This is a genomic window from Yoonia sp. I 8.24, from assembly GCF_022096995.1.
Classification (GTDB): domain Bacteria; phylum Pseudomonadota; class Alphaproteobacteria; order Rhodobacterales; family Rhodobacteraceae; genus Yoonia.
Window position 1 is genome coordinate 455509 of sequence record NZ_JACXGQ010000003.1, and the last position, 13209, is coordinate 468717.

The 13209-nt window shown below is 54.9% G+C and carries 14 protein-coding genes; 9 read left to right on the forward strand and 5 right to left on the reverse strand.

From position 1 onward, the window contains the following. Positions 1–18 precede the first annotated feature (18 nt). A complete protein-coding gene (locus Yoon_RS08005) occupies positions 19–678 on the forward strand; it encodes a hypothetical protein (RefSeq protein ID WP_238111615.1) in 660 nt (219 codons plus the stop codon). Positions 679–682: 4 nt separating this feature from the next. Here Yoon_RS08005 and hemN read toward each other — a convergent pair whose 3' ends face one another. The 4 genes from hemN to Yoon_RS08025 form a co-directional block, all read right to left on the reverse strand. After that, a complete protein-coding gene (hemN, locus tag Yoon_RS08010; protein ID WP_238111616.1) occupies positions 683–2032 on the reverse strand; it encodes an oxygen-independent coproporphyrinogen III oxidase in 1350 nt (449 codons plus the stop codon). 66 nt (positions 2033–2098) lie between these two features. Beyond that, on the reverse strand, positions 2099–2707 hold the full coding sequence (locus Yoon_RS08015; protein WP_238111617.1) for an SCO family protein: 609 nt from the start codon (positions 2705–2707) through the stop codon (positions 2099–2101). 54 nt (positions 2708–2761) lie between these two features. Next, positions 2762–3229: a copper chaperone PCu(A)C gene (locus Yoon_RS08020; RefSeq protein ID WP_238111618.1), complete on the reverse strand. Its 468-nt coding sequence runs from the start codon at positions 3227–3229 to the stop codon at positions 2762–2764. A gap of 72 nt (positions 3230–3301) precedes the next feature. Beyond that, positions 3302–3643, reverse strand: a complete 342-nt coding sequence (locus Yoon_RS08025; RefSeq protein ID WP_238111619.1) for a hypothetical protein — start codon at positions 3641–3643, stop codon at positions 3302–3304. 207 nt (positions 3644–3850) lie between these two features. Here Yoon_RS08025 and Yoon_RS08030 point away from each other — a divergent pair, with 207 nt between their 5' ends. The 8 genes from Yoon_RS08030 to Yoon_RS08065 all read left to right on the forward strand — a co-directional run bounded on the left by Yoon_RS08030 (position 3851) and on the right by Yoon_RS08065 (position 12013). After that, positions 3851–4354, forward strand: coding sequence for a DinB family protein (locus Yoon_RS08030; protein WP_238111620.1), 504 nt, complete (start codon positions 3851–3853; stop codon positions 4352–4354). A gap of 33 nt (positions 4355–4387) precedes the next feature. Next, positions 4388–5371, forward strand: coding sequence for an acryloyl-CoA reductase (acuI, locus tag Yoon_RS08035; RefSeq protein WP_238111621.1), 984 nt, complete (start codon positions 4388–4390; stop codon positions 5369–5371). A 359-nt stretch (positions 5372–5730) separates the two neighbouring features. Beyond that, complete coding sequence (locus tag Yoon_RS08040; RefSeq protein WP_238111622.1) at positions 5731–6171, forward strand: TrgA family protein; 441 nt, start codon at positions 5731–5733, stop codon at positions 6169–6171. A gap of 3 nt (positions 6172–6174) precedes the next feature. Next, positions 6175–7290 (forward strand): gamma-glutamylcyclotransferase, encoded by a 1116-nt coding sequence (locus Yoon_RS08045; RefSeq protein ID WP_238111623.1) that lies wholly within the window; start codon positions 6175–6177, stop codon positions 7288–7290. Between the two features lie 51 nt (positions 7291–7341). Continuing rightward, complete coding sequence (locus Yoon_RS08050; protein WP_238111624.1) at positions 7342–8367, forward strand: cysteine synthase A; 1026 nt, start codon at positions 7342–7344, stop codon at positions 8365–8367. Further along, positions 8364–10655: a DUF3772 domain-containing protein gene (locus tag Yoon_RS08055; RefSeq protein ID WP_238111625.1), complete on the forward strand. Its 2292-nt coding sequence runs from the start codon at positions 8364–8366 to the stop codon at positions 10653–10655. The genes Yoon_RS08050 and Yoon_RS08055 overlap by 4 nt, the downstream gene beginning before the upstream one ends. Further along, complete coding sequence (locus Yoon_RS08060) at positions 10652–11368, forward strand: alanyl-tRNA editing protein (RefSeq protein WP_238111626.1); 717 nt, start codon at positions 10652–10654, stop codon at positions 11366–11368. The genes Yoon_RS08055 and Yoon_RS08060 overlap by 4 nt, the downstream gene beginning before the upstream one ends. A gap of 3 nt (positions 11369–11371) precedes the next feature. Beyond that, on the forward strand, positions 11372–12013 hold the full coding sequence (locus Yoon_RS08065) for a M35 family metallo-endopeptidase (RefSeq protein WP_238111627.1): 642 nt from the start codon (positions 11372–11374) through the stop codon (positions 12011–12013). Here the strand turns inward: Yoon_RS08065 and Yoon_RS08070 are convergent. Then, on the reverse strand, positions 12010–13146 hold the full coding sequence (locus tag Yoon_RS08070; protein WP_238111628.1) for an AI-2E family transporter: 1137 nt from the start codon (positions 13144–13146) through the stop codon (positions 12010–12012). The genes Yoon_RS08065 and Yoon_RS08070 overlap by 4 nt on opposite strands. Between the last annotated feature and the right edge of the window lie 63 nt (positions 13147–13209).

A 13209-nucleotide genomic window follows, 5' to 3' on the forward strand; every position in this document is an offset into this window, starting at 1 on the left:
TGGGGCGCTGAGTTAGGGATGTTTGGTGTCGTTGGGCGGCTACATGAAACCTATGCCGCAGCGACATGGCAGCGCGATGGGCATAAGGTCGAACTTGGCTTTCCGCGTCCGGCCTATGATCGATATGCTATTTCTGGCCTGACGCAGGTGATGCCACGGCAGGCATTGGAGTCGATTTCGACGACACGTAGTCGGGCGACATCTGGCGTCTTTACGGAATCAGAATTTTTGCCCTATGGCATTGCCTACAGCATTGGCGACACCGCGTTTTCGCTGCACGGTGTGCCTGACACAGATATTGTTATCGCGGGGGCAGGGGCGCGCAAAACCGCTGCCGGCTGGCAATTGGACTTCGGGATAGAGGCCGTTTCGGAAGCTGACGCAATAGACTGGAACGCCAAAGCGCAGCTGATCCGCACGATGGGGGCTTTGGATTTGGGGCTGGGGCTTTATGCGGGGGATGCGAATGGCGCGTCCCATGTCGCAGAGCTATTTGCCCAAACCCCAGTGGATAGCCACTTGTCGCTGATCGGGCTTTTACGCCAGACACAAGGGGATGATCCGCTGGTGGGGGCGAAGCTGACCTATGCGTTTGAAACGGGTCTTTTGACGGATGTTGCGGTCACCAGTGGCACGGATGACATCAGCATCGCAACCTCGGTAGGTTACCAGTTCTAACGTATTATGATGCTTGAGAATATTGCGCTGTGATATCGCTGAACCCGTCATAGCGCTGTGCGATAATCCGGGTGAGCGGGCGCCCTTCTGCTGTGATCCGCAGGTGGTTGCCATCTTGGACAACATGACCTGCAAATTCTTCTAATATGGCGGCGTGGATCGGGGCCAATGCCGCGCCACCAGGGCGTGTGCTGAGGCTTGGGATATCAATTGCGAAATTGCACATGAGCATATTGATCGCGGCTGCGCGGGTTTGATCCTCTGGGGTCATTGCATAGCCACGGTGCCCGGCAAGCGCACCGGATTCGATCCGCTGCGTATAGGCGGCGGTTGCGGCGGCATTTTGGACATAGCCCTGCGCAAATTGCGAAATAGATGACGCGCCAATACCAATCAGCGTGGGGCAGGCATCATCCGTATAGCCTTGAAAATTGCGGCGCAAATGACCGGTATGATGGGCGCGGGTCAGGCTGTCGTCGGCTTTACCAAAATGATCGATCCCGATGGCCGTATAGCCCATGCTGGTAAAGGCCCGCGCGGCCTGTTGGGCAAGGTGATAGCGGGTTTCTTCGGCGGGCAGGGCGGATTCTGGGATCAGTTTTTGCCGTTTGGCAAAGTTTGGCACATGCGCATAGCCGAATAGCGCGATCCGGTCGGGATCAAGCGCGCGGACCTTTTCGATTGTATCGGCCAGCTTATCAGTGGTTTGAAACGGCAACCCGTAAACAAGATCCGCATTGAGCGACCCAATCCCTGCGGCCCGCAGCGCATCGACGCAAACACGGGTGGTTTCAAAGCTTTGTTCGCGCCCAATCGCGGCCTGTACGTCCGTTGAAAAGTCTTGAATGCCAATGCTGGCGCGCGTCATGCCCATATCGGCAAGGGCCGCGATTTTGGCATCATCAACCAAGGTCGGGTCGATCTCGACCGAAAACCGCAGATTATCGGTCGGTGGGAACACGTCAAAAATGGCCGTTGCAAGCGCGCGGATCATGTCGGGGGGAAGAATTGTTGGCGTGCCGCCACCCCAATGTAATTCGCCCATGCGCACGCCGTCAGGCAGGCTATCGCGCAGCAACGCAAGCTCTGCTTTCAGGTAAGTTAGATAGGTTTCAACCGGCGCGATGGTGCTGGTCCCTTGGGTGCGGCAGGCGCAGAACCAGCACAGACGCTCGCAAAAGGGGATATGCACATAGACCGAAACCGGGATGTGCGGGTCAAGCTTGCCCAAGCAGTCGTGTTGAAAGTCAGCGTCGACCTGCGCGTGAAACGCGGTGGCGGGTGGGTAGCTGGTGTAGCGGGGCACGCGGGCGTCAAAAAGCCCACGTTCGCGTAGGCGTGCAATATCTTCCATACCCCGGTCATGGCAGACCCCTGCGCCCATTTCATTGCGCTAGATCAAATGGCGCAGGGGATTTTACTAGCTCAGCTGATCAATAAAGCAAGCGGTGGTTTCTGCGATCTGTTCGGCCGTGTGGTCGCGCTTAAAGAAGGTCGCAAATCCGGTTTCAGGGAACATCAGGTAGGTCTGGGTTGAATGATCGACCAGATAGTATTCGGGGTCGCCTTCTTGCTTGCGGTAATAGGTCCGGTAAGCTTTTGAAGCCGCATCGACCTGTTCTGCTGTGCCTGTCAGCCCGATCATTTCATCGTGGAAATTATCTGCAAAATCGCCAACGATTTGCGGCGTGTCGCGGGCAGGGTCGATGGTGACAAAGACAGTGCCGATGTCGTGCCCTTGGTCTTCGAGGATATAGGCGGCCGCAGCGTTGCGCGCACTGTCGAGCGGGCAAACGTCAGGGCAAAAGGTATACCCAAAGTAAACCAAAGTGGGCTTGGTAATGACATCAATGTCGGTCACCATTTCGCCGGTTTCCGAGACCAGTTCAAACGGCCCACCAATTGCGGCACTTGCCACGGAGGTATCCCCGCAAGGCACCCCGTTCGCGTTCTGGGATACAGTCCAAGTGTAAAACCCAAGCCCCGCCGCAACGGCCAGCGTGGTCGATCCAATAATGGCAGCTTTCATTGCTCTCTCCTTGTGGGGGTGTTGCGCCTTGCCAGAGGCAAGGCGCGCAGGGATTTAGTGGTTCATTTCGCCATGGTTCATGTTGCCATGTTCACCGCGGGCGACAACTTTGAACATGACCTCAACCTCGCCGGCGTGTTCAAATACCAATGTCGCGGGGATTATTTCATCCAATACGAACGGTGTGCCCTGTAGGCCCATGAACATGACGTGAAAACCGCCGGGTTCAAGCGTGGCCATGCCGCCTGCGGGTACCGGGATGCCTTCGATATGGATCATTTTTGCGACCCCATCTTCGAACTCGGTGGTGTGAATTTCGACGCGTGGATAATCGGCGCGCACATCGATCAGCTTATCATCGGTGTCGCCGTGGTTCATGATCTGCATAAAGCCGCCACCCGCCATGGCTGTCGGGGCGGTTTCAAACACCGTGGTATCCATCACGTGAATTTCAGATTCGGCCAGCGCAACAGAGGCAGTCAGCGACAAAACGGCAGCGGTAAACAGTGTATTCAATTTCATTTTTCAGTCTTTCATCAGCGCCTTAGGGGGTCACCTTTAGGCAAATATTGGGAAATTGGGGAATGGGGTAAGCTACGCCAGCGGCGGTGCGCGTGCACCATGTGCCCAATAAACTGTTGAAAGACGGTTAAGTGTTCGTGGCGTGACAACATGAAGCGGCAGTGCCTGCCCAGCGGCAATCACCATTTGCGTAGGCGCGTCCAAGGCGCAGGTCTGTGAAATAACACAGGCCTGACAATGGGTGCCGCCATCGCGCGGATCACCGGAATCACCGCAAATATCGGCCCAAGACCCACCGGCAAGCACATAGGCTGTGGCCTGCCCATCATCGCTGGGTGCAACCGATTGGTGCCCAAAGCCAACCAAGGCCAGAGCAAGCGCAAGAGTTACACTGATAAGCGCACGCAGGATCATGCGGCGGGTTCTACGCGTAATTTCGCGGGATGACAAAGGTTAAACCGTCGCAGGGGTGGATCAAGATCCACCCTACGTTTCAAACGAGAACGGCAACAGTAAAAACGCGGTGGCACGGCAGTATACAGACTTGGTATGAACTGACTAGAATAGTGCGAAACACAACTGCACAGTCGCGTAAGTATTTCAAACAAAGGGGCTGGACCCATGATTACAGTAGATTACTGTCGGACAATGGCTGCGTATAACCGCTGGCAAAATGATGGGCAGCGTCGAATCGTAAGTGGCATGACACCTGAGGCGTTGACGCTTGATCGGGGCGCGTTTTTTGGCTCTATCATGGGCACGCTGAACCATTTACTTTGGGGGGATACGCTCTGGATCAGCCGTTTTGATGGCGGGCAGGGTACAGAGCTCACGATTCCGCATAGCACAGCGCTTACTGTGGATGCAAATATCTGGGATACAAAGCGGGCGCAGATGGATGATCGTATAGCTGCTTGGGCGGATGCGCTCCAACCTGCTGATCTTGAAGGTGATCTACATTGGTATTCGGGATCGATGCAGCGCGATTTTGCAAAGCCTGTGGCGATCTGTGTGATGCAATTATTTAACCATCAAACGCATCACCGTGGACAAGTACATGCGATGCTGACAGCTGCAGGTGAAAAACCCGGCGATACAGACCTTCCCTTTTTGCCCCAAAACTGATCCAGTCCGAGAAACGCTAATCGGGAGGCATATATGTTCAACGCTTTGATGGTCGAAAAAGATGCGGATGGGAAAACCTCTGCAAATATCCAACAGATTGATATCGCCCAATTGCCTGCGGGTGAGGTTGTCGTGGATATCGAATATTCGACCGTAAACTATAAAGATGGGTTGTGTATCGGCCCTGGTGGCGGTCTGGTGCGCAACTACCCGCATATCCCCGGCATCGACTTCGCAGGTACCGTCGCAAGTTCAGACGATCCGCGGTATTCTCCCGGTGACAAGGTTGTATTGACCGGTTGGCGTGTCGGTGAAGCGCATTGGGGTGGGTATTCCCAAAAAGCGCGGGTCAAAGCGGATTGGCTGGTGCCATTGCCCACGGGCATCGATACGCGCCACGCAATGGCCGTGGGAACTGCTGGGTTCACCGCGATGCTGGCGGTTATGGCGCTTGAAGATCATGGGATCAAGGATGGGCCCGTTTTGGTCACTGGGGCTGCAGGCGGTGTCGGGTCTGTTGCGACCGCTATTCTTGCGCAGTTGGGGTACGAGGTCGCGGCGGTGACAGGGCGCCCCGAAACGGCGGATTATTTAAAATCCTTGGGTGCAACTCAGATCGTAGCGCGTGAAGACATCAACGAGACGACAAAGCGACCGCTGGAGGCTGAAGCATGGGGCGGGTGTATTGATGCGGTCGGCAGCGCGATGCTTGCGCGTGTTTTGGGGCAGATGAAATATGGTGCCTCGGTTGCGGCCGTGGGGCTTGCAGGTGGCGCAGATTTGCCAGCCACGGTCATCCCGTTTTTGCTGCGCGGCGTGAACCTTTTGGGGATCGACAGTGTAATGCAGCCCTATGAAAACCGTTTGCGCGCGTGGGAACGTATTGCAAAGGATCTTCCGATGGAAAAACTAGAGGCGATGATCGTCCCGGCTGTGCTGTCAGATTTGCCAGCTCTGGGGCGCGATATCTTAAAAGGTCAAATCAAAGGGCGGGTTGTTGTGGATGTGAACGGCTAACCCGTCTGCGGTGATGCGCGAAAATATTCCGATTGGGCCTGTGTTGGTTTTGGTCCAGTTGGTTTATGCGCTGCTGCGGGGGCAAACGCGCAACACCCGTGTATGCGGCCCCATCGCGTATTGATATGTGATATTTGGGCTGTAAGGCTTTGATTTGTATTGGTAAAGGCGGTGATTTTTCGCGCTCCATATCCGTCTCTCAATTTGAAATCCTTAGAAATCACGTCAGTTCTCGGTTTTGACCGACCTAGTTTTTGCTGTGCCCTTGCATGGTGCGATGTGATCACGGAAAATGCTGGTGAAACTATCCTTGTCGTATGTGATTGCGGCGGGATGTGAAAAGACAAGGAAGAATTCTGATGCCAACTGCTGGACGGCTCGCTGGAGCCGTATTTTTTGCTCTCTATGGCTGGTACGTCGCCGGTATTTCTGTGCCATATTTCCCTGAATCCAACGCGCCAGGCTATTTGATTCCTGTTTGCGCTGGCTTGGGACTTTTCTTTGGCTGGACAATCTGCGGAACCCATGCGGGGAAAGGCTATAACGCAGCGACGGGCCAGGGGTTGACCATGGCGTTTTTGTTTTCGTTCTGCATTCTGTATATCATGGGTTTCTTCCAAATGATGGCGCAAGCCATGCGTATGGTCTATGATGGCCCCATGGAAGCAATCATGGCGTCCTTTCTTGAAACCTTTGAATTTGCGCTCTACTTCGTCGACGTCAAGATGATTGCAACGGTGCTGATTGGTGGGGTTCTGTGTGCGTGGGCAACCGAATACGTCGCAAAACGGTTCCCCTAGTTTATGGATATCTTTGTTTACGGCACGTTGATGTCGGAACAGCTGTTTTGTGCCGTCGCGGGGGGTAATCCCTGCGTAACTGAGGCCGCACAGCTTGATGGCTATGTCCGTTTTGGCGTGGCCGGGGATGTTGTGCCCTTCATCGTGCCATCAAGTGCTCAGGCTGTAGACGGTGTTATCTATCGTGGGGTGAATGCCGCGCAAGCTGCGCGGTTAGATTTATATGAACGCGCATTTGGGTATGCGACCGAAACGGTTTTGGTTACGGCCACAGGCGGCCAAACTCCGGTAACCTGCTACATGCCACCGGACGGTATCATCGCAGACAAAAAGGCTTGGTCGCTTGCCGTGTGGGAGGCAGATCATCTTGCACCCGCATTACTGGCAGCAGCAGAGGTGTTTTCGCACGATCCGCTGCCATCGCCCGAGTCATTGCGGCGTATGTGGCCAATGATTGAATCACGGGCTTGGGCCAAACATCGTACACGGCCGGCGCCAGCGACGCTGCGCCATAATCCGCGAACCGATGACATCAGGGTTGTTGCAAAACGTCCACCGCGGGGCGGGTTTTTTAGGATGCAAGACATTGATGTGCATCATAGACGCTTTGATGGCACCCGATCAGATAGATTGCACCGCGAGGTATTCATCGCGGTCGATGCGGCATTTGTGCTGCCATATGATCCGGTACGCGACAAAGTTATCTTGGTCGAGCAAGTCCGCATGGGGCCGCTGATGCGCGATGATCCAAATCCGTGGATGCTTGAACCCGTGGCGGGTATTGTGGATGCGCGGGAAACGCCGGAACAGGCCGCGCACCGCGAGGCCTTTGAGGAGGCGGCGGTGACGCTTGAGCATCTCGAACCCATCAGTGCGTTCTATGCTTCGCCGGGGTCCACGACTGATTATTTCTACACCTACATTGGCCTATGTGATCTGCCGCAAACGACATCCTATTTGGGTGGCCTTGCTGAAGAGGGCGAAGATATTCGCCTGCATCCCATGTCATTTGACGCGGCTTTGGCGCTAGCCGATAGCGGTGAAATTCAGGTGGGACCGTTGGTTTTGATGCTCAATTGGCTTGCACGCCATCGTGATCGGCTGCGCGCGATGGCTTGAGTTCATGCCTGCGCGGTTCTACACAGGGTAGACGTAATGAAAGGCGCCACCATGACCATCCGAAATGACCTTGCCCATGCTGTTGGGAACACGCCACTGATTAAGCTGCGCGCCGCATCAGAGGCGACCGGCTGTACGATTTTAGGCAAGGCCGAATTTCTAAACCCCGGTCAATCGGTCAAGGACCGGGCGGCGTTGTTCATGATCAAGGATGCGATTGCCCGCGGTGATCTGAAACCCGGTGGCACGATTGTCGAAGGGACGGCAGGGAATACCGGCATCGGGCTTGCGCTTGTTGGGGCGTCAATGGGATTTCAGACCGTCATCGTGATCCCTGAAACGCAGAGCCAAGAAAAGAAAGACATGCTGCGGCTCGCGGGTGCGCAATTGGTCGAAGTGCCTGCCGTACCTTATAAAAACCCTAACAATTACGTGCGCTATTCTGGACGTCTCGCGGAAAAGCTCAAGGCGACGCTGCCTGGCGGGGCGATCTGGGCCAATCAATTTGACAACGTAGCCAATCGCCAAGCGCATATTGAAACCACTGGCCCGGAGGTTTGGGACCAAACCGGCGGTAAAGTCGATGGATTCATTTGTGCGGCCGGGTCTGGCGGGACAGTTGCAGGCGTCGGCATGGCATTGCAGCCCAAAGGGGTCAAAGTGGGTCTTGCTGATCCCGAAGGCGCCGGGCTGTTTAAGCTCTATACTGGTGAAGAAAACCCCGGCAACTCGATCACCGAAGGGATCGGGCAAGGCCGGATCACCGCAAACCTTGAAGGGTTCACACCCGATTTCACCTGCCGCATTCCAGATGCAGAGGCGTTGCCAATTGTGTTTGACCTTTTGCAAAATGAAGGTCTGTGCATGGGCGGCTCAACAGGGGTGAATATCGCAGGCGCAATGCAGATGGCGCGCGAGATGGGGCCGGGGCATACGATTGTGACGGTTTTGTGTGACTATGGCACGCGGTATCAGTCCAAATTGTATAACCCATCGTTTTTGCGCGAAAAGAACCTGCCCGTACCTGAATGGCTTGAGGCAAATGTTGATCTACCGGCGGTGTTTGAAACCGCATGATCCGCCGCTTTGTTCTGATATTGTGCCTTGCGTGCTTTTGGCCATTGGTCGGGGCGGCGCAAGATGCGACCGAAACAGAGACGCAGGCATGGGAACAGGTCGCCACCCGCGCTGAAAGCATGGCGGGACGCGAAGATGCATCTCGTTTTGCCATTCAGCGCCTACGCGCAGAGCTTGTTATCTGGCGAGACCGCTTTTTGGCGGACACGACCATCAACGCCGGGCGGTTGGAAACTGTCGACACGCAGATAGCGGCGCTCGGCCTTGCGCCAGAAAACGGAGACGAGGCGGAAGCAATCGCAGATCGCCGCGCAGAATTGGCTGCGCAACGACAAGCATTGGCCGCGCCGGGTCTATTGGCCGAAGAAAGCTATGCGCGTGCAAATGGGCTTATCAGCGAATTTGATGTGATGGTTTTGCAGCAGCAAGCTGATGCGTTGACCGAACGTGGTGAAAGCCCGCTGAAACCGCAATATTTCGGACCGGCTGTTGCGGCGGTTTGGAATATCGGCGTTACCATCGCAGTGGAAACACAAGCAGGGTTTTCCGCACATGTTGCCGCCGGAGCGCTGCTTTCTCATATTCCACGGGCGTCCGTCTTTTTGATCGTCGCGATTGCGCTGATCGGAACCGGGCGTCGCCGGGTCACGAAATGGCGCATGAATTTGGCACAGTCACAGATACGGTTTGTACCGCTATGGCTGTTCTTACTGTCGTTGGTGCAGATCATTGTGCCGGTGCTGGGCTTGTTCATGCTCACGGTTGGTTTGCAGACCTTAGAGGTGTTCGGGCTTGTGGGCGATGCCGTGGTAGGGACACTACCAACCGCGGGCTTTGCGGTGGTTTTTGCGTGGTGGGTAGGCCGGCATTTGTTCCCGGTGGGACAAGATACCGGGCAATTGGGATATAGTATGGAAGGCCGTGCGCGGGTGCGGCGCTATGGGTTGGCGATAGGTTGGGTCTTGGCTTTTGGAGCATTGCTAGATGCAGCGATCGGGGTCATCGACGAAGACCCAGCTGTCGTTTCGGCAATTACTCTGCCCGTTATTGTGATTTTGGGGGCCTTGCTCTGGCGTTTGGGGAAAGCGATTGGATCGAAGCCCATTGAAACCGCGGGGCTTCCCTTTTCGGCTGGTCGCGTACGCCCAATCGTGGGGAATTTCTCCATCGCCGTCGCCGCCGTTGCCCCTTTGATGCTTGCGTTTGGGTTCGGTGCAGGACGCGACCTGATGTTGTCGTGGCTTTATACGCTGGGTGTCATCGGCATGCTCTTGATTACACAGCGTCTTGTCCATGAATTGAGTGCGCCAAATGATGAGGAGGAATCCCCAAAAACAGGCACAATGGCCTTGGTGCCTGTGGCAATTAATCTGGCGCTTTATTTTGTGGCCTTGCCTGTTATTGCGCTGATTTGGGGCGCGCGTGTGGATGATCTGATCGAGGTTTGGGCGCGGTTCCGTGATGGGTTTTCCGTGGGTGATACCCGGATTTCACCCACTGACTTTTTAACATTCGCGATTGTGTTCGGGCTTGGGTATCTGCTGACCCGCACGATCCAAGGCACGCTGCGCAAGACAGTTTTGCCGCGTACCCGGCTTGATCTGGGTGGGCAAAACGCGATTGTCGCTGGGGTTGGCTATGTCGGGATCATTTTAGCTGCGATTGTCGCAATTACGAGCGCGGGGCTTGATTTATCAAGCCTTGCAATTGTCGCCGGTGCCTTATCTGTGGGCATTGGTTTTGGCCTGCAGAATATTGTCTCTAACTTTGTTTCCGGGATCATCTTACTGATCGAACGCCCCGTAAGCGAGGGAGATTGGATCGAAGTGGGCGGCCATATGGGCTATGTGCGTGCGATTTCTGTGCGTTCGACCCGCATTGAGACATTCGACCGGACCGACGTGATAGTGCCAAACGCCGATTTGGTCAGTGGACAAGTCACGAACTGGACACGCGGGAACCTTGTTGGGCGGGTCATTGTTCCTGTTGGTGTAGCCTATGGCACGGATATCGATCAGGTTACGAAGATCCTGCGCGAAGTTGCAGAGGCGCATCCGCTGGTCGTCATAACACCGCCACCAACGGTTCTGTTTACCGCATTTGGTGCGGATTCATTGGATTTTGAGATCCGTGCAATTTTGCGGGACGTGAACTATGTGCTGGTCACTAAATCAGAAATAAACATCGAAATTGCCCGAAGATTTGCCGAAGCCGGGATCGAAATTCCCTTTGCGCAGCGTGACATTTGGTTGCGCAACCCCGAAGCCCTGCACGGAGACAAGACATGACCGACCTGCTATTTCGCGATGATCCGTATTTGCGCGCGGCAAAGGGCAGGGTGGTTGCCGTGACCTCCGAAGGGGGGATCGTTCTGGACCAAACGGTGTTCTATGCGACCTCGGGCGGGCAACCCGGGGACAGCGGCACGTTAACTTGGGATGATGGGGCGATTGATATCGCCACGGCAGTCAAAGGACCAGATGATACCGTTGTATTGATCCCAGCCGAGCCAGCAAAGATGCCCAACAAAGGTGACGTTGTTACTCAAGATATCAATTGGGACCGTCGCCATCGCTTGATGCGCATGCACACGGCGCTGCATCTGTTGTCAGTGGTCATTCCGCTGCCAGTGTCAGGCGGATCGATTGCTGCCGATAAGGGGCGCTTGGATTTTGATATGCCAGAGGCCCCCGCCGATAAGACCGGATTGGAAGATGATTTGAACAGATTGATCGCCTGCGACATGGATGTCAGCAGTGAATGGATCACACAAAGCGCATTGGACGCGCAGCCCGAATTGGTAAAAACCATGTCGGTGCAGCCGCCACGCGGCAGTGGCAAAATTCGGCTCGTGCGGATTGGGGTTGGCAATGAATGCGCTGATCTGCAACCATGCGGGGGCACCCATGTGGCCAATACGCGCGAAATTGGTCGCGTTCGGATTGGCAAAATTGAAAAGAAAGGCCGCCAAAACCGGCGGGTCTATCTGCATTTGGAGTAGCGGATGCTGCGTTTTAGCCTTTTGATTTTTATCACTCTTTTTGCGAACTCGGCTGCGGCAGATAATTTCGATGGCTGCAACAAAGAGCAACTGCACATCGTTGATAGCGCGTTTCGCAACGCCAAGGAATTGACCCTGCGTGCGGCAACAGCCGTTGGCGACACGCCTGAATATGAACACTGGTTCGGCGAATACAGCGCTGAAAATGCAGAAACCGTCCGCGCCAATCTCAAATCAATTGTCGGTGCAATCCGAAGCGGCAATGTCATTGCGCATTGTGATCCCAACGGTTTCGACGGCTGTAGCGGGAGCACCTATGCATGGGTCTATCCTGACGAGCATTTCTTGATGCACCTCTGCCCGCCGTTTTTCTCTTTGCCGCCGCTGACTGCACTACAGCCGGGGGCGCGGCGCAGTGACAATGGCACACGTGAAGGTACAATCGTGCATGAGCTGTCGCACTTTATCAGGGTCGCGGATACTGATGACCACTGTTATTCACGCAGCGATTGCGCCGACATGGCGCGCACTGACGTGCGCCGGGCTCTCGATAATGCCGATAGCTATCAATATTTTACTGAGGATGTGACCTATTACGCACGTCAGTTGGTCCCCGGCAAACCAGAGGTGCGTAGTAACAATTAACGCCGCTCTTGGCCGAACAGGTCCCGTTCAATCGGCTGGTCAAGCATTTGCTCGGTTTCTGGCAGCCCTTCACGTGATAGCAAAATCGCAAGCGGGCGCAGGCCCGGCACGTAGCTGCACACCACCAGCATCATTACCATTATCGGCACTGATAGGAACATGCCCGGCACACCCCAGACAGCGCCCCAGAAGGCGAGTGATAGGATGATCCCAAAAGACGATAGCCGCAGCGCGCGCCCCATTAACATCGGGTCAATAATACTGCCATTCACAAATTGGATTACTGTCGAAATCACAAAAATCGCCAAGGTAATCGGGGCCTCGCCTATTTGCACATGTGTGATAAGCGCGATCAGGAATGTCGCCACGATAGAGCCAATGTTTGGGATAAAATTTAACACGAACGTCAAAATGCCAATGGACGTCGCAAGTTCGAGCCCAAAGGCTTTGGCCAGTAAAAACACCAAGGCCCCGGTAATCGCGCTGATCAATGTCTTTACCAACAGGTAATAGTTTACCCGGTGAATGATCGACGCGATGATTTTGCCGATCCGGGCGGCTTGCGCCTCGTTGCCGACGAAATTGACCAGTTTGGTATGAAACCAAATCCGTTCAGCAAACAAAAAGCCAACAAAAAGGATCACCAAAACCGTGGCCTGCATGATGCCACTGGCCTGGCCTGCGGCCGACCGCAAATAACTGGATACATTGACCGAACGCAGCGCATTAAAAACAGCCATTTCACTGTCTTCACCCATCCATGCAAACAGCGAGGCAATCGCCGACGGCGCACGTTCAGTATAGGAGAGGGTGGTGACCAAGACAGTGTTTATTTCGGCCAAGAGGATCGAGGTCAAAATCAAGAGCGCCACGGCAATCAAGATCATCGCAACAAGGCTCGCCAACGCGTTGGGAATACGAAACGGCCCGATCCTTTGGCGCGCGATAAAGCTGATCACGTCGCTTGTCAGACTGAACAGAATAATCGCGGTCGCGAGCGTGATCAGCATGAATCGGGCTTGGACAAGCAAGAACAAGACCACGGCAAAGGCAATGATGATCAATGCGCCAGTTTGCAGACGGTTTGAATCGCGTCTCACGCTGTCGTTTTGTGGCGGATTTTCGTGGGGCATGGGGCGATTATGGTCCGGTTAGTCTTAGGTATCATAGGGCGATGAGGTCCACGCCGTAAACAC

Excerpts from the sequence above, each read along its gene's own strand:
- Yoon_RS08005 (WP_238111615.1), top strand. The coding sequence starts at position 19 with ATGTTTGGTGTCGTTGGGCGGCTACATGAAACCTATGCCGCAGCGACA.
- hemN (WP_238111616.1), bottom strand. The coding sequence starts at position 2,032 with ATGGAAGATATTGCACGCCTACGCGAACGTGGGCTTTTTGACGCCCGC.
- Yoon_RS08015 (WP_238111617.1), bottom strand. The coding sequence starts at position 2,707 with ATGAAAGCTGCCATTATTGGATCGACCACGCTGGCCGTTGCGGCGGGG.
- Yoon_RS08020 (WP_238111618.1), bottom strand. The coding sequence starts at position 3,229 with ATGAAATTGAATACACTGTTTACCGCTGCCGTTTTGTCGCTGACTGCC.
- Yoon_RS08025 (WP_238111619.1), bottom strand. The coding sequence starts at position 3,643 with ATGATCCTGCGTGCGCTTATCAGTGTAACTCTTGCGCTTGCTCTGGCC.
- Yoon_RS08030 (WP_238111620.1), top strand. The coding sequence starts at position 3,851 with ATGATTACAGTAGATTACTGTCGGACAATGGCTGCGTATAACCGCTGG.
- acuI (WP_238111621.1), top strand. The coding sequence starts at position 4,388 with ATGTTCAACGCTTTGATGGTCGAAAAAGATGCGGATGGGAAAACCTCT.
- Yoon_RS08040 (WP_238111622.1), top strand. The coding sequence starts at position 5,731 with ATGCCAACTGCTGGACGGCTCGCTGGAGCCGTATTTTTTGCTCTCTAT.
- Yoon_RS08045 (WP_238111623.1), top strand. The coding sequence starts at position 6,175 with ATGGATATCTTTGTTTACGGCACGTTGATGTCGGAACAGCTGTTTTGT.
- Yoon_RS08050 (WP_238111624.1), top strand. The coding sequence starts at position 7,342 with ATGACCATCCGAAATGACCTTGCCCATGCTGTTGGGAACACGCCACTG.
- Yoon_RS08055 (WP_238111625.1), top strand. The coding sequence starts at position 8,364 with ATGATCCGCCGCTTTGTTCTGATATTGTGCCTTGCGTGCTTTTGGCCA.
- Yoon_RS08060 (WP_238111626.1), top strand. The coding sequence starts at position 10,652 with ATGACCGACCTGCTATTTCGCGATGATCCGTATTTGCGCGCGGCAAAG.
- Yoon_RS08065 (WP_238111627.1), top strand. The coding sequence starts at position 11,372 with ATGCTGCGTTTTAGCCTTTTGATTTTTATCACTCTTTTTGCGAACTCG.
- Yoon_RS08070 (WP_238111628.1), bottom strand. The coding sequence starts at position 13,146 with ATGCCCCACGAAAATCCGCCACAAAACGACAGCGTGAGACGCGATTCA.